This window comes from Anaerobium acetethylicum, assembly GCF_900096945.1.
GTDB lineage: Bacteria > Bacillota > Clostridia > Lachnospirales > Lachnospiraceae > Anaerobium > Anaerobium acetethylicum.
This window is the reverse complement of sequence record NZ_FMKA01000001.1, coordinates 614,799-631,001: the sequence shown is the minus strand read 5'-3', so window position 1 is coordinate 631,001 and position 16,203 is coordinate 614,799. Positions and strand designations below refer to the sequence as shown.

General features: G+C 43.7%; 18 protein-coding genes. All 18 read left to right on the top strand.

Going from position 1 to position 16,203, the window contains the following annotated elements; all coding sequences use genetic code 11:
* The first annotated feature begins 11 nt into the window (after positions 1–11).
* The 18 genes from BJR36_RS02840 (at position 12) to ylqF (ending at position 16,171) form a co-directional block, all read left to right on the top strand.
* Positions 12–1,205: an acetate kinase gene (locus BJR36_RS02840; RefSeq protein WP_091229750.1), complete on the top strand. Its 1,194-nt coding sequence runs from the start codon at positions 12–14 to the stop codon at positions 1,203–1,205.
* 144 nt (positions 1,206–1,349) lie between these two features.
* On the top strand, positions 1,350–1,874 hold the full coding sequence (locus BJR36_RS02835) for a YceD family protein (RefSeq protein ID WP_091229747.1): 525 nt from the start codon (positions 1,350–1,352) through the stop codon (positions 1,872–1,874).
* A gap of 42 nt (positions 1,875–1,916) precedes the next feature.
* On the top strand, positions 1,917–2,096 hold the full coding sequence (gene rpmF, locus BJR36_RS02830; protein ID WP_004612498.1) for a 50S ribosomal protein L32: 180 nt from the start codon (positions 1,917–1,919) through the stop codon (positions 2,094–2,096).
* A 194-nt stretch (positions 2,097–2,290) separates the two neighbouring features.
* Complete coding sequence (gene plsX / locus BJR36_RS02825; RefSeq protein WP_091229950.1) at positions 2,291–3,295, top strand: phosphate acyltransferase PlsX; 1,005 nt, start codon at positions 2,291–2,293, stop codon at positions 3,293–3,295.
* A gap of 18 nt (positions 3,296–3,313) precedes the next feature.
* Positions 3,314–3,544, top strand: a complete 231-nt coding sequence (acpP, locus tag BJR36_RS02820; RefSeq protein WP_091229744.1) for an acyl carrier protein — start codon at positions 3,314–3,316, stop codon at positions 3,542–3,544.
* A gap of 199 nt (positions 3,545–3,743) precedes the next feature.
* Entirely contained in the window at positions 3,744–4,451 is a 708-nt protein-coding gene (rnc, locus tag BJR36_RS02815) for a ribonuclease III (protein WP_091229742.1), read from the top strand.
* Positions 4,452–4,503: 52 nt separating this feature from the next.
* Entirely contained in the window at positions 4,504–8,064 is a 3,561-nt protein-coding gene (gene smc, locus BJR36_RS02810) for a chromosome segregation protein SMC (RefSeq protein ID WP_091229739.1), read from the top strand.
* Positions 8,065–8,102: 38 nt separating this feature from the next.
* On the top strand, positions 8,103–9,044 hold the full coding sequence (gene ftsY / locus BJR36_RS02805; RefSeq protein ID WP_091229736.1) for a signal recognition particle-docking protein FtsY: 942 nt from the start codon (positions 8,103–8,105) through the stop codon (positions 9,042–9,044).
* A gap of 22 nt (positions 9,045–9,066) precedes the next feature.
* On the top strand, positions 9,067–10,278 hold the full coding sequence (gene ilvA, locus BJR36_RS02800; protein ID WP_091229734.1) for a threonine ammonia-lyase: 1,212 nt from the start codon (positions 9,067–9,069) through the stop codon (positions 10,276–10,278).
* A gap of 117 nt (positions 10,279–10,395) precedes the next feature.
* Positions 10,396–10,740, top strand: a complete 345-nt coding sequence (gene ylxM / locus BJR36_RS02795) for a YlxM family DNA-binding protein (RefSeq protein WP_091229948.1) — start codon at positions 10,396–10,398, stop codon at positions 10,738–10,740.
* A 17-nt stretch (positions 10,741–10,757) separates the two neighbouring features.
* A complete protein-coding gene (gene ffh / locus BJR36_RS02790) occupies positions 10,758–12,101 on the top strand; it encodes a signal recognition particle protein (protein WP_091229732.1) in 1,344 nt (447 codons plus the stop codon).
* A gap of 77 nt (positions 12,102–12,178) precedes the next feature.
* Positions 12,179–12,424, top strand: coding sequence for a 30S ribosomal protein S16 (gene rpsP, locus BJR36_RS02785; RefSeq protein WP_091229729.1), 246 nt, complete (start codon positions 12,179–12,181; stop codon positions 12,422–12,424).
* A 27-nt stretch (positions 12,425–12,451) separates the two neighbouring features.
* Positions 12,452–12,682, top strand: a complete 231-nt coding sequence (locus tag BJR36_RS02780; RefSeq protein WP_091229725.1) for a KH domain-containing protein — start codon at positions 12,452–12,454, stop codon at positions 12,680–12,682.
* Positions 12,683–12,843: 161 nt separating this feature from the next.
* Positions 12,844–13,353, top strand: coding sequence for a ribosome maturation factor RimM (gene rimM / locus BJR36_RS02775; RefSeq protein ID WP_091229946.1), 510 nt, complete (start codon positions 12,844–12,846; stop codon positions 13,351–13,353).
* On the top strand, positions 13,353–14,102 hold the full coding sequence (gene trmD / locus BJR36_RS02770) for a tRNA (guanosine(37)-N1)-methyltransferase TrmD (RefSeq protein WP_091229722.1): 750 nt from the start codon (positions 13,353–13,355) through the stop codon (positions 14,100–14,102). The genes rimM and trmD overlap by 1 nt, the downstream gene beginning before the upstream one ends.
* Positions 14,103–14,180: 78 nt before the next feature.
* Positions 14,181–14,528 carry a 50S ribosomal protein L19 gene (gene rplS / locus BJR36_RS02765; protein WP_091229719.1) on the top strand — a complete coding sequence of 116 codons (348 nt, stop codon included), beginning with the start codon at positions 14,181–14,183 and terminating at the stop codon, positions 14,526–14,528.
* A 154-nt stretch (positions 14,529–14,682) separates the two neighbouring features.
* Entirely contained in the window at positions 14,683–15,258 is a 576-nt protein-coding gene (lepB, locus tag BJR36_RS02760) for a signal peptidase I (protein ID WP_091229716.1), read from the top strand.
* Positions 15,259–15,301: 43 nt separating this feature from the next.
* Entirely contained in the window at positions 15,302–16,171 is an 870-nt protein-coding gene (gene ylqF / locus BJR36_RS02755) for a ribosome biogenesis GTPase YlqF (RefSeq protein WP_091229713.1), read from the top strand.
* Positions 16,172–16,203: the final 32 nt, after the last annotated feature.

Genomic DNA, 16,203 nt, shown 5'->3' with positions numbered 1-16,203 from the left:
GAGGAAATAAAATGAATATTTTAGTAATAAACTGTGGAAGTTCTTCGCTTAAATTCCAGTTAATCAACTCTGAAACAGAAGCCGTATTAGCAAAAGGTATTTGCGAAAGAATAGGAATCGATGGCAGCAGAATCGTTTATCAGCCTGAAGGAGGACAGAAAATTATTACTGAATCCCCAATGCCAGATCATACGCAGGCTATCAAGCTTGTTCTTGATTCTCTTACAGATACTGAAACAGGTGTTGTTAAAAGCCTTGATGAAATCGGAGCAGTTGGACACAGACTTGTTCATGGTGGAGAAAAATTCGCAAGCTCAACAATCATCACAGATGAAGTTATCGCAGCTGTTACAGAATGTAATGAATTAGCGCCTCTGCACAATCCTGCAAACCTGATCGGAATCGACGCATGCAAAAAATTAATGCCAACAACTCCAATGGTTGGCGTTTTCGATACGGCATTCCATCAGACAATGCCTGAAGAAGCTTTCCTTTACGGAATTCCTTATGAATATTACAAAAAATACAAAATCAGAAGATACGGTTTCCACGGAACTTCACACAGCTATGTATCAAAGAGAACTGCTGAAATCCTGGAAAAACCATATGACCAGTTGAAGACAATCGTTTGCCATCTTGGAAACGGAGCAAGCGTTTGTGCCGTTAAGAATGGCAAATCAGTAGATACATCAATGGGCCTTACTCCACTTCAGGGCGTTATCATGGGAACACGTTCAGGCGATATCGATCCTGCGATCATGGAATATATTGCAAAGAAAGAAAACCTTGATATCGATGGCGTTATGGACGTACTCAACAAAAAATCAGGCGTTCTCGGATTATCTGAATTCACAAGTGATTTCAGGGATCTTGAAGATGCTGTGCTTGCAGGAAGAGAAGATGCAATCAGAGCGATGAAAGTATTTGCATACTCTGTTGCGAAATACATAGGATCCTATGTTGCTGCAATGAACGGTGTAGACGCAATCGTATTTACAGCTGGTCTTGGTGAAAACAACAAATATGTAAGAACCGATATCTGCGACTATTTAGGATACCTTGGAATAGAACTTAATCAGGAAGCCAATGCAAAGAGGGGAATGGATATCGTCATTTCAACGCCTGATTCAAAAACGGCAGTTCTTGTTGTTCCAACAAATGAAGAACTTGCAATCGCGAGAGAGACATTAGCACTCGTAAAATAATAGATGGTGTGAATTAGCTGCGTCATTGATAATATGTTGCTGTCCGCTCAGCGAACAGCAACATATTATATCTGCATAGAAAAAGATATTGACAAATAAAATCTATGTGGGTATAATAACTTAGGTATGAATTAGGAGACTATTATGTTAATAGACTTATCAAATGTTTTGTCCCGTGAGGATAAAGTCGTACACACGCAGGTACCTGTCGAGATGGACTATTTTAAATCCGCTCTTGGCAGCTTTAAGATTATTGAAAAGGAACTGGTGGATCTGACCATTACCAATGTTGGGAAAAGGGAAGTTCTTATATCGGGAACCTGCAATTTATCTTTAGAAATACCATGCGCCCGGTGCTTAGAACCGGTTAAGACGGATTTCCATCTTGAGATAACCAGAAGTATAGATATGAAGTTATCTGAAGAAGACAGGATAAAAGAGTTGGATGAAAGCAATTTTGTTATTGGATGCAGCCTTGATATAGACACGCTTGTCTATAATGAGATTTTAGTAAACTGGCCTATGAAGGTTCTTTGCGGCGACGACTGCAAGGGTATCTGTAATAGATGTGGAGCAAATCTCAATCATGGAAACTGTGGCTGCGACGTCACAGAACTTGATCCAAGAATGTCAGTTATCCGTGATATCTTTAATAATTCTAAAAAATAGATTCCTATAAGGGTCTGTTGAAGTTTAAGAGGAGGTGTAACCATGTCTATCTGTCCAAAGAATAAATCTTCTAAAGCAAGAAGAGATAAACGTAGAGCAAACTGGAAAATGAGCGCTCCAAATTTAGTGAAGTGTAGCAAATGTGGAGAATTAATGATGCCTCATAGAGTATGTAAAGCTTGTGGTTCTTACAACAAAAAAGAAATCGTATCTGTTGACTAATTTATAATCATTATAAATTCAGCCGGCGGGAATATCCGACGGAAACAGGTAGAAAGCGCCCCGAACAGGGCGCTTTTTTTATGTCAGGGCATACTTTTTGTTCTGCAACAAAAAATATAATTGTATATTGATTTATAGAATGATATCTAGTATATTATGTAATAGGCATGCAAGGAGGAGTAGAAATGCAAGATATGGTAAAAGTTGCAGTAGATGCAATGGGCGGCGACAATGCCCCTTTCGAGATCGTCAAGGGAGCGGTTGAGGCTGTCAACTCAAGGAAGGATATCAAAGTTTTTCTGGTAGGAAAAGAAGCCAGTATCAGAGAGGAAATCAGGAAATATACATTCGATGCCGGTCAGATTGAAATTATTCCGGCTAAAGAAGTAATCAGTACTGAGGAACCCCCTGTTATGGCCATAAGAGGCAAAAAGGAATCATCCATTGTAATTGGCATGAACCTGGTGAAGAACAAAGCAGCTGATGCATTTGTATCTGCAGGGAGTTCCGGCGCGATTCTTGTCGGAGGCCAGCTTATAGTAGGAAGAATAAAAGGCGTTGAAAGGCCACCTCTTGCACCGCTTATTCCTACCAAAAACGGAGTGTCATTACTGGTTGATTGTGGCGCAAATGTGGATGCCAGGCCATCACACCTTCTGCAGTTCGCAAAGATGGGCTCAATATACATGGAAAATGTAGTTGGAATAAAAAAGCCAAGAGTTGCGATTGTAAATATTGGTGCTGAAGAGGAAAAAGGAAACCTTCTTGTCAAAGAAACATTCCCGCTGCTTAAAAACTGCCAGGATATCAATTTTATCGGAAGCATTGAAGCCCGAGAGATACCAAACGGCGGAGCCGACGTAATTGTATGCGAGGCTTTCGTTGGTAATGTCATCCTGAAACTATATGAAGGATTAGGGAGCACACTTATCGGCAAAATCAAAGAAGGCATGATGAGTTCATTGAGAAGCAAGATAGGAGCTCTTCTTGTAAAGCCGGCACTGAAAGCCACACTGAAAACTTTCGATGCCAGCCAGTACGGCGGAGCACCGCTGCTTGGTCTGAACGGACTTGTCGTCAAAACGCACGGAAATGCCAAGGCAAATGAAATCAAAAATTCAATCATACAGTGCGTAACCTTTAAAGAACAGCAGATAAACGAAAAAATCAGGCAGAATATCATTTTAAAAGATGAATAGAAGAAAGGATTGAAAAATATGGAATTTGAAAAATTACAGCAGATCATTGCGGAGGTATTAAATGTCGATGCAGATGAAATCACATTGGACACAACTTTTGTTGATGATTTAGGAGCCGATTCATTAGATATCTTCCAGATTATCATGGGAATAGAAGAAGAATTTGATATCGAAATCCCTAATGAAGAAGCAGAAAAAATCATTTCAGTTGGAGATGCTGTCGATCAGATCAAAAACGCATTAAACTAAAGATTGGTTTTTCGCTTCAGGTGGGAAACTTATACTCTGAAAAAGCCCTGCAAAGGGCTTTTTCATGTCATAGGGGAATATAATGTTACTGGTCACGGAGTGAACAGTAACATTATATTCCCGTAACTAAAAATGCGGCTTGAAAGGGTATTGACCTGAATCGCTGCTTCTATATAAAATGTAAGAGAGGATTCTGAAAATGAATGAAAAACAGAAGATAGATGAGCTGGAATCTAGGATTGGATATGCCTTTCATGACCGCATGCTTATCACACAGGCGCTGACCCACAGTTCCTATTCAAATGAAAACAGGATTAAGCGTGTTGGGAACAATGAAAGGCTGGAGTTTCTGGGAGATGCCGTCTTAGAACTTGCAACCAGTGATTTCTTATATAAAAAATACCCTGAAAAAGCAGAGGGTTATCTTACAAAACTCAGGGCAAGCATAGTGTGCGAGCAGACACTTTCTCTGAGCACGAGGGATATCGATCTTGGGAAGTATCTGCTTCTTGGAAAAGGAGAGGACCTGACCGGAGGAAGAGAGCGGAAATCGATCCTTTCAGATGCACTTGAGGCGGTCATAGGGGCCATATACCTAGATGGTGGTTTTACTAATGCAAAAGAGTTCATAGACAGGTTCATCCTGACAGATATTGAGGATAAACAGCTCTTTTATGATAGCAAGACTATCCTGCAGGAAATCGTACAGGCGGCATATGATCAGGAACTGAGCTATTCGCTAATTGGCGAGGAAGGACCCGACCATAACAAGAGGTTTGTTGTCAATGTACTGATTGGAGACGATATTGTCGGACAGGGTACGGGAACCACGAAAAAAGGAGCAGAACAGGAAGCTGCTTTCAATGCAATCCGAAAACTCAAGGGAAGCGGGAATGCAAAAAAATAGAGAAAGGGCGCAGAAGCATTTATACTGCAAAATAAAATAAAGTAGGTGCATGATGTATTTAAAGAGTATAGAAGTCCAGGGATTCAAATCATTCGCAAATAAGATCGTGTTTGATTTCCATAATGGAATAACAGGTATTGTCGGTCCAAACGGCAGCGGAAAGAGTAATGTAGCGGATGCTGTCCGCTGGGTGCTCGGCGAGCAGAGGGCAAAGCAGCTCAGAGGCGCAAGCATGCAGGACGTAATCTTTTCGGGAACAGAGAACAGGAAGGCTCAGGGATTTGCTTCCGTTGCCATAACGCTTGATAATTCCGACCACCAGCTTCCGATAGAGTTCGAAGAAGTCACTGTGGCAAGAAGGGTTTTCCGGTCGGGAGAGAGCGAATATCTGATCAATGGTTCGGCATGCAGGCTGAAAGACGTGAACGAGCTCTTCTATGATACCGGAATTGGAAAGGAAGGCTACTCCATAATCGGGCAGGGGCAGATTGATAAAATCCTGAGCGGCAGGCCTGAAGAGCGCAGGGAGCTTTTTGATGAAGCTGTCGGTATAGTGAAATTCAAAAGAAGGAAGGCTACGGCACAGAAGAAGCTGGAAGATGAGAAGGCCAACCTTGTCCGTGTCAATGACATACTTTCAGAAATAGAAAAGCAGCTGGCCCCTTTGGAACGGCAATCGGAGACAGCGAAGGAGTATCTGAAGAAAAAGGATGAACTGAAGATATATGATGTCAATATGTTCCTTATGGAATCTGAGAGAATCAACACCCAGCTGGCATCGATAAATGAGAAACTTAAGATTGCGGAAGAGGATCTGGAAACTTCATCCGCAAATTATGAAAGTACAAAAGAAGAATACGAAAAGCTCGAAAAGGACATAGAAGAGCTCGACGCCAGAATAGATGAGACAAAGGGCAGACTCGGCCAGGAAAGCCTTGTAAAAGGCCAGCTGGAAGGCCAGGTCAACGTACTGAACGAACAGATCAACACAGCGAAGTCAAGTGACGAGTATTACAACAGACGCCGTGCTGCAATCAATGAGGAAGTGAAAGAACGCAGGGAGCAGAAAAATGTGTTCGAATCAGAGAAGGCAGAAATCGACGGGCTCATTTCAGGAATGGATGGCAGGCAGCTGGAAGCGAAGAACATTCTGTCCGGAATACAGGCAAAAATTTCAAGCCTGAATGCAGACATTGAAACTGGAAAGAATGATATTTTTGAAGTTCTCAATTCGAGAGCTTCAACAAAAGCGAAACTTCAAAGATATGACACCATGCTTGAACAGATCAACATCCGAAAGGCGGAACTCAGCCAGAAGCTTATCAAAATGAAAAGCGACGAAGCAGAACAGGATGCCGAAGAAGAGGGACATACAACAGAACTGGAAACAGTCGAAAAGACAATCGCCAGCCTCAGGGAGAGCCAGAAAGCCAGGGAACTGGCAGTAGCGGAAATCCAGGAGAACCTTGTCCGCCAGAACGAAAGGCTGAATGCGCTGCAGCCGGAATACCACAGGGAGAAGTCGAGGCTCGACTCGCTGAAGAACATAACAGAGCGCTATGACGGCTACGGCAACAGCATTCGTAAGGTCATGGAGTGCAAAGACAGCCAGAAGGGGATCGTCGGCGTCGTTGCGGATATCATAAAGGTTGAAAAGGAATATGAGGTTGCTATCGAAACGGCTCTGGGCGGCAGTATCCAGAATATCGTAACGGACAATGAGAACACCGCAAAAGGCATGATCGAATATCTGAAAAAGAACAAGTTCGGAAGGGCTACCTTCCTGCCATTGACAAGCATCGGAAACAAAGGGGGCTTTTCGGGAGAAAAAGCGCTTTCGGAAACCGGGGTGATCGGCATTGCCAGTGAACTTGTGAAGACGGAACCGAAGTATCAGGATCTGGCAAGATACCTGCTTGGCAGGACGCTGGTTGTGGACAATATTGACAATGCAATTGCGATTGCAAGAAAATTCAGTTATTCCATCAGGATCGTTACCCTTGAGGGCGAGTCACTCAGCCCGGGAGGTTCCATGACAGGCGGTGCGTTCAAGAATGCAAGCAATCTTCTGGGAAGACGCAGGGAAATTGAGGAGCTGGATGGAAAAGTTGCAGAACTCTTTCAGGCAGTTGCTGATCTTCAATCAGACATCGCTAAAGCCCGGGACCAGAGAAATAATCTCAGGGCAGAAATCAGCGAGGATGCAAAAAGCCTGCAGGAACAGTTTATTCTGCAGAATACTGGCAGGATGAATGTAAAGAAGGCCATAGAGAAGAAAAACGAAATAAGAAAGAGCTATAATGACGTCATCGCTGAAAGCCGGGAGATTGAAAAGCAGGTAATGGAAATCGGCGAGGGCAAGCAGGCTATCGATGCGGAGCTTCATGATTCAGAAACGAAGGAGAAGCAGATCGAACGGAACATAAGGGAACTTCAGGAAGAGCTTGACGGGGAACGGACGAAGGAAGCTTCTGTCAGCCGGCAGACTTCGGACATTGCCATGGAATTTGCCGGACTCGCCCAGAAGAAAGAGTTCCTTGCTGAAAACACCAAACGTATCAATTCGGAAATCCGCAAGCTGGAAGAGGAGCTCGTATCAATCGACCAGCAGCTGGCCGAGTCTGCCGATGAAGTGAAAAACAAGGAAAGCGAAATCCAGAAAATCAGGGAGACGATTCGTGGCTCTGTTCAGAGACATGAGGAGCTTGACCGAATGCTGAAGTCTCTGACTGAAGAGAAGGAAAAGCTGAGCGGCTCCTATAAAAATTTCTTCAAAAAGAGAGAAGAACTTTCGGCCAGAATGAACGAACTGGATAAGGAATGCTTCCGCCTTGGAAACCAGAAAGAAAAATTAGAGGAATCTTCCGAAAACCAGATTAACTACATGTGGGAGGAGTATGAAATCACCTACAGCGTGGCGGCCTCCATGAGGAATCCAGAGATGGATAACCCCGCGGCGATCAAAAAGCAGATAACCGCAGTGAAAGAGGAAATCAGGAAACTGGGCGATGTCAATGTAAATGCCATCGAAGACTATAAAAACATGAAGGAGCGTTATGGCTTCCTCAGCACCCAGAGGGATGACCTGGTAACGGCTGAACACACGCTGCTCAACATTATTGAAGAGCTGGATGCAGGAATGCGCAGCCAGTTCAGGGAGAAGTTTGCACTGATCCGCATCGAATTTGATAAAGCCTTCAAAGAACTTTTTGGAGGAGGAAAGGGTTCCCTGGAGCTGGTTGAGGATGAGGATGTCCTGGAAGCAGGAATACAGATTGTTTCCCAGCCGCCAGGAAAGAAGCTTCAGAACATGATGCAGCTTTCAGGTGGTGAAAAGGCACTTACGGCCATAGCGCTGCTGTTTGCGATACAGAACCTGAAACCGTCGCCTTTCTGCCTCCTTGATGAGATCGAAGCGGCTCTGGATGATTCCAACGTTACCAGATTCGCAAAATACCTTCATAAGTTGACAAAGAACACACAATTTATTATTATTACACATAGACGTGGTACAATGGCTGCGGCTGACAGGCTGTATGGAATTACCATGCAGGAAAAGGGCGTGTCGACGCTGGTGTCTGTAAACCTCATTGAGGAAGACCTGGATAAATAGCGGTCTGCACGACTGAAGAAAAAAGAAGGAGAAATATTATGGCAGAAGAGAAAAAAGGTTTTTTTAAGCGGCTAGTTGCCGGACTTTCTAAAACCAGAAATAATATTGTTTCCGGTATTGATTCTATTTTCAGTGGATTTTCAAGTATTGATGATGATTTTTACGAAGAGATCGAAGAAATTCTTGTAATGGGCGATTTAGGGATTAATGCCACGACGGCAATTATTGAGGATCTGAAGAAGAAAGTGAAAGAAAACAGGATTAAGGAGCCGAAAGAATGCAAGGCGCTCTTAATCAAGAGCATAAAGGAGCAGATGGATATAGGCGAAGCGGCTTATGAATTTGAGAACAGACAGTCTGTGGTTCTCGTCATCGGCGTAAACGGCGTGGGCAAGACCACTTCGGTGGGCAAGCTGGCCGGAAAACTGAAGGACCAGGGCAAGAAAGTGGTTCTTGCTGCAGCGGATACGTTCAGGGCAGCTGCCGGCGAGCAGCTGACTGAATGGGCGAACCGTGCCGGAGTCGATATAATCGGGGGGCAGGAAGGCGCGGATCCCGCAGCTGTCGTTTATGACGCTGTGGCAGCCGCAAAATCAAGAAAGGCTGACGTGCTTCTCTGCGACACTGCGGGACGTCTGCACAACAAAAAAAATCTCATGCAGGAGCTTGGTAAGATCGACAGGGTACTGGAGAGAGAGTATCCGGAGGCATACAGGGAGACTTTGGTCGTACTGGATGGCACTACCGGACAGAATGCTCTTGCGCAGGCAAGGCAGTTTCAGGAAGTGACGGATATAACGGGCATCATACTGACGAAACTTGACGGGACGGCGAAAGGCGGGATTGCTGTGGCGATCCAGGCTGAACTTGGCATACCGGTGAAATACATTGGGGTCGGGGAAACGATCGATGACCTTCAGAAATTCAATGCTGATGATTTTGTAAATGCACTCTTTGATGTAAAGCAGGAGGACGAATAGTCCGGGAAAAGGAAGATGAGAAATGTTATCACTAGAAAAATTTGAAGAAGCAACGGAAATCGTGAATAAGGTAACTCTGCCTACCAAATTGGTATACAGTGAATATTTCAGTGAGACAACTGGAAACAAAGTCTATCTCAAACCTGAAAATATGCAGCGTACAGGCGCATATAAGGTAAGGGGAGCTTACTATAAAATAAGCACGCTTACTGAAGAAGAAAGAGAGAAGGGGCTGATCACGGCTTCAGCTGGAAACCATGCCCAGGGCGTTGCCTATGCTGCAAAAGTTTTCGGGGCTAAGGCTGTCATAGTGATGCCCACGACTACTCCGCTGATCAAGGTGAACAGGACAAAGAGCTATGGAGCAGAAGTGGTCCTTTATGGAAATGTCTACGACGAAGCCTGCGAGTATGCATACAAACTGGCTGCCGAACACGGATACACATTCATCCATCCCTTTGATGACCTGGATGTGGCTACCGGCCAGGGTACCATCGCAATGGAAATCATCAAGGAACTGCCTACGGTCGATTACATCCTGGTTCCAATCGGAGGAGGCGGACTTGCAACTGGTGTTGCAACTCTTGCTAAGCTTTTAAATCCTAAAATCAAAGTGATCGGCGTGGAGCCGGCAGGGGCAAACTGCATGCAGGAATCCCTGAAAAACGACAAGGTGACTACCCTGACAGGCGTAAACACGATTGCAGACGGAACGGCCGTGCAGACACCAGGCTACAAACTTTTTCCCTATATCAGGGAATATCTTGATGACATCATCACTGTTGAGGATTCGGAACTGATTGTTGCTTTCCTTGATATGGTTGAAAACCACAAGATGATCGTCGAAAATTCAGGACTGCTTACAGTTGCTGCCTTGAAGCATCTGGGCGTTACAGGGAAAAAAATCGTGTCAATCTTAAGCGGTGGAAATATGGACGTGATCACGATGTCTTCAATCGTGCAGCACGGACTCATCCAGAGAGACAGAATCTTTACCGTTTCCGTACTCCTTCCTGACAAACCGGGCGAACTGGTCAAGGTTGCCGATGTGATCGCAAAGAACCAGGGAAATGTCATCAAGCTGGAGCATAACCAGTTTGTCAGCACTAACAGGAATGCTGCGGTAGAATTGAAGATTACGCTGGAGGCTTTTGGAACTGAACATAAGGACCAGATAGTCGAAGCGCTTAAAGTCAGCGGATACAAGCCGAAACTGATCAGACCGAACTTATAATAAAATTGTCTGCAGGAGTTTCCACCGATGCCGGAAATCAAAAAAGATATCGAGGCTGTCAAGAAAAAACACTTGACAGCCTCGTGGGACTGTTATATGATAGCAGAGGTGATGGCGATGGAAAGAATAGCTGAACAAGCTTTGTTATATGATTTTTATGGTGAACTCCTGACAAGTCACCAGAAACAGATTTATGAGGACATAGTGCTTAATGATCTGTCTTTGAGCGAGATTGCAGAAGATCAGGGAATAAGCAGACAGGGCGTACACGATCTGGTAAAAAGATGCAATAAGATATTGGCGGATTATGAAAACAAACTCCATCTTGTAGAAAAGTTTCTGAGTACAAAGGAAAAAGTAAACAGGATCAATCTGCTGATTAAAGAATATAGAACTGTTGAAAAAGAAGAGTTGATCGCGCAGATAGAACAGATTTCAAACGAGATACTCGAAGAACTATAAAATCAGGAGGTATAAGCATGGCTTTTGAAAGCTTATCCGAAAAGCTGCAGAATGTATTTAAAAACTTAAGAAGCAAAGGACGACTTACTGAAGATGATGTAAAAGCTGCATTGAAGGAAGTCAAGATGGCGCTTTTAGAAGCAGATGTAAGCTTCAAGGTTGTAAAAGAGTTTATAAAGGCTGTTCAGGACAGGGCGGTAGGACAGGATGTTATGTCAAGCCTGACACCGGGACAGATGGTTATAAAGATAGTAAATGAGGAAATGGTAAGGCTGATGGGTTCCGAAACAACGGAAATCAAGCTCAAACCTTCCAATGAGATTACGGTCATCATGATGGCCGGACTCCAGGGTGCAGGTAAGACCACCACGATTGCAAAGATTGCAGGGAAGCTGAAGTCGAAAGGCAGGAAGCCCCTTCTGGCAGCCTGTGACATTTACAGGCCGGCAGCGATACAGCAGCTCCAGATAAACGGACAGAAACAGGGCGTTGAAGTTTTTGCAATGGGAACAAGCCACAAGCCGGTTAATATCGTTAAGGCAGCAGTCGAGCATGCAGGAAAGAACGGCTTTAATGTGGTAATCATCGATACAGCGGGACGTCTCCACATAGATGAGGACATGATGAATGAACTTATCGAAATCAAGGAAAACGTCAACGTAGACCAGACGATACTGGTAGTCGATGCAATGACGGGACAGGATGCAGTCAATGTCGCAGGAATGTTCAATGACAAAGTCGGAATAGACGGCGTCGTACTTACAAAGTTAGATGGCGATACAAGAGGCGGTGCAGCTCTTTCAATCAGGGCGGTCACAGGAAAGCCTATCCTATATATTGGTATGGGAGAAAAACTCTCTGATCTGGAGCAGTTTTATCCTGACAGAATGGCTTCGAGAATACTTGGCATGGGAGACATTCTGACATTGATTGAAAAAGCAGAGTCAGAAGTCGACAAAGACAAAGCCAGGGAACTTGAACAGAAATTAAGAAAAGCCCAGTTCGGTTTTGATGATTTTCTTGATCAGATGAATCAGATCAAGAAAATGGGCGGCCTGAAGGACATCCTCGGCATGATGCCGGGAATGGGCGCGCAGATGAAGAATCTGGATGCAATCGACGATGGCGCAATGGACAAGGTTGAAGCAATCATCCTCTCCATGACTCCGAAGGAACGCACGAATCCGGACATACTGAATCCTTCAAGAAAGAACAGGATCGCAAAAGGTGCCGGCGTTGACATCAGCGAGGTAAACAAACTGGTTAAACAGTTTGAACAGACAAGAAAAATGATGAAGCAGATGCCCGGACTTATGGGCGGTAAAGGTGGTAAAAAAGGCAAGTTCAAACTTCCTTTTTAACATAAATATTTTCAACAATTAATTTGAAAATTCAAATGATATTGTATATTATGAAATCCTTAAGGAGGTGAAATGTAATGGCAGTAAAAATCAGATTAAAAAGAATGGGACAGAAAAAGGCTCCTTTTTATAGAATAGTAGTTTCTGATTCTAGATCACCAAGAGATGGTAAGTTCATCGAAGAAATCGGTACTTATGATCCAACTAAAAACCCAAGTGCAATCAAGGTTAATGAAGAACTCGCTAAAAAATGGCTTTCAGTCGGAGCTCAGCCTACAGATGTAGTTGGCAAAATCTTCAAAACAGCTGGTATCGAAAAATAAGACCGGAAAACTAGTGGAGGTGAAGTAATGAAGGATTTAGTAGAAGTAATTGCAAAATCACTAGTCGATTATCCGGATGAAGTTGTTGTAACAGAAACAGAAACAGAAAAAGGTGTTCTTGTTGAATTGCGCGTAGCCCAGTCTGATATGGGCAAGGTAATAGGAAAGCAGGGCCGTATTGCGAAAGCGATCCGTTCTGTTGTAAAGGCAGCAGCATCTAAAGATGACAAAAAAGTTATTGTAGAAATCATGCAGTAATATGTTTTGGGACGTAAGTCCTGAAAGATGTATATAAACCCGACGTAAGGTAGTAATAATCTGACGCCGGGTTTGTTTATATCAAATCAGCAGTTACGGCAGTTGGCTGGAATTGCTGCCAATTATGTAAAAGACGCATGACGGGAGAGATTATAATGAATATGGAAGACTTATTGCAGGTAGGCATAATTTCTTCAACCCACGGAATACGTGGCGAAGTAAAGGTATACCCTACGACAGATGATGTTAACAGATTTAAGAAACTGAAGAAAGTAATACTGGATACTGGAAAAGAAAAGATGGAACTTGAAATTGAGGGCGTAAAGTTTTTTAAACAGTTCGCAATCCTGAAATTCAAGGGAATTGATAATATAAATGATATTGAGAAGTATAAAGGAAAAAGCCTTCTGGTGACGCGGACTGATGCCGTAAAGCTTGAAAAAGACGAATATTTTGTCGCTGATATCATCGGAATCGCTGTATTTACAGATGACGGACAGGAATTCGGGGTGCTTGCGGACGTTCTGGAGACAGGCGCCAATGATGTATATGTCATTGAGACAAAGGACAAGAAAGAAGTTCTGGTTCCGGCCATAAAGGAATGTGTCCTGGAAGTGGATGTGGCAGGCCGCCGAATGAAGATACATTTGATGGAAGGACTGTTGGACTGATGAACTACCATGTATTGACTTTATTTCCCGAGATGATAGAGAACGGACTGAATACCAGCATTATCGGCAGAGCCATTGAGAAAGGGCTGATTTCGCTGAATGCAGTTGATATCAGGGGTTTTTCAGTAAACAAGCATAAGCGGGTGGATGATTATCCCTATGGCGGAGGCGCCGGAATGGTCATGCAGGCAGAGCCGGTATACAGGGCATATGAGACTGTCAGAGAGCAGATCGGACGCAGGCCGAGGGTAGTCTACCTCACTCCCCAGGGAAGGGTGTTCAGCCAGGCGGTGGCAGAAGAACTGGCAGGCGAGGAGGATCTTGTGTTTCTTTGCGGGCATTACGAAGGGATTGACGAAAGGGTTCTGGAAGAAGTGGTCACAGATAATATCTCAATCGGCGATTACGTTCTGACAGGCGGCGAGCTGCCTGCCATGGTAATGATAGATGCTATTTCCAGGCTGGTACCGGGCGTGCTCAACAACGATGTTTCTGCAGAGTTTGAATCTTTTTATGACAACCTGCTGGAATACCCGCAGTACAGCCGCCCGGAAGAATGGCATGGGAAAAAGGTTCCGGAGGTTCTTCTTTCGGGACACCACGGAAACGTTGAAAAATGGAGACGGCAGCAGTCCCTGATCAGGACTGCGGAAAGAAGGCCTGATCTTTTGAAAGAAGCAAAACTTACAAAAAAAGATGTTGAATATTTGGAAAATGCTTGCCAAAATATCGAAACTATGCTAAAGTAAGTTGTTGTGAGAAGAAAGAGATGGTCCTCTGTTACAGATCGTATTAAGAACATCCAAAATATCAAGGAGGTCACACAGATGAACGATATCATTAAAAAAATCGAAGCAGAACAGGTTAAAGCATCAGTAGATAGCTTTAATGTTGGTGATACTGTAAAAGTACACGCTAAAGTAAAAGAAGGAAACCGCGAAAGAATCCAGATCTTCGAAGGAACTGTTATCAAAAGACAGGGCGGAAGCTCAAGAGAAACTTTCACAGTAAGAAAGAGCTCTAACGGAATCGGCGTTGAAAGAACATGGCCATTACATTCTCCTAACGTAGAGAAAATCGAAGTTATCAGAAGAGGTAAAGTAAGAAGAGCGAAACTGTTCTACTTAAGAGACCGCGTAGGTAAGAGAGCAAAAGTTAAAGAATTAGTAAAATAATACGAGGATTCTCGTAGGATATGTACTAGATAGCAACAAAGGGGACAATAGATTATATGTTGTCCCTTTTTTGTCATATTCGTGAGGGCAGCCGGCAGATTACCAGCCGGACATCCTTCGTTTTCAGACTATTGATTTGGCGGGGACATCGCATATGGGTGAACTTAGATTTTATAAAAAGAAGAAAAAGATAAATGCAGGGCTGCTAAAAAGCATACTGGGATGGGTTTTCGATATCCTGGTGGTTATTCTGACAGCCGCTGTTATCGTGCAGTTTTTCGGCGAAAAGACCAGCATGATTGGACCGTCCATGTCGCCAACCCTGGCTGACGGAGATAAGATCCTGATCAACAGGATGATATATAAGTTTGGAACTCCTAAAAGGTTTGATATAGTAGTATTTAAGCCGAATGGCAATGAGAGCTCGCATTTTTACGTGAAACGGGTAATCGGACTGCCTGGTGAAACTGTGCAGATCAAAGATGGTGAAATCTATATTGACGGCGAAGTGCTGGAAGAGGAGACAGAGGCAGAAGAGATTCTGAAGCCTGGTACTGCAGAAGAACCAGTCAGGCTTGAAAAAAACGAATACTTTGTTCTCGGAGATAACAGGAATAACAGTGAAGACAGCAGATATGCAAACATAGGAAATGTAGACATAAAGGATATAAGAGGCAAGGCCTGGTTCAGGGTTGCGCCGTATTCTGATTTTGGATTATTAAGCAGGTAGTATAATACTGGAAAACCGGCTTTACAGATAGAGAGGAAATAATATGAATTTTCAATGGTACCCGGGACATATGACAAAAGCAAAAAGGATGATGAAAGAGGACATCAAGCTTATCGATCTGGTAATAGAGCTTGTGGACGCAAGGATTCCTTTGAGCAGCCGTAATCCTGATATAGATGAATTAGGAAAAAACAAGGCAAGGCTGATACTTCTGAACAAAGCAGATCTTGCAAGTGATAAATATAATGATATGTGGGCGGAATATTTCCAGAAGAAGGGTTTTTTTGTAGTCAAAGTGAACTCAAAAACCGGAAACGGCTTAAAATCCATAAACGGAGTCATCCAGGAAGCCTGCAAGGAAAAGATTGCGAGAGATAAGAGGAAGGGAATCCTGAACAGGCCGGTCAGGGCTATGGTTGTAGGCATTCCCAATGTAGGCAAGTCTACTTTCATCAATTCCTATGCAGGAAGAGCATGCGCAAAGACAGGAAACAAGCCCGGTGTTACAAAAGGAAAGCAGTGGATCAAACTGAATAAGAACCTGGAGCTTCTGGATACGCCGGGTATTCTCTGGCCAAAATTCGAAGATCAGTTAGTAGGCCTGAGGCTGGCTTTTATCGGATCAATCAAAGATGATATCATAAACCTTGAAGAACTTGCATTTGAACTTGTCAAGTTTCTTCTTGCGTCGTATAAAGGTACCCTGGAGAAGAGGTACGGCATAGATGAAGAAACGGAACCACTCGAAATTTTGAATGGAATAGCCGAAAGCAGACATTGCAGGCTTAAGGGCAACCTGCTTGACACTTCCAAGGCCGCAGGCATACTGATTGATGATTTCAGAAGCGGAAATCTTGGAAAAATCACTTTGGAATTTCCACCGGTTGAAGCAGCGGAAACAGAGAATCAGTAGTTGTCCAGTCATCGGGTTCTATAGTAAAAGGA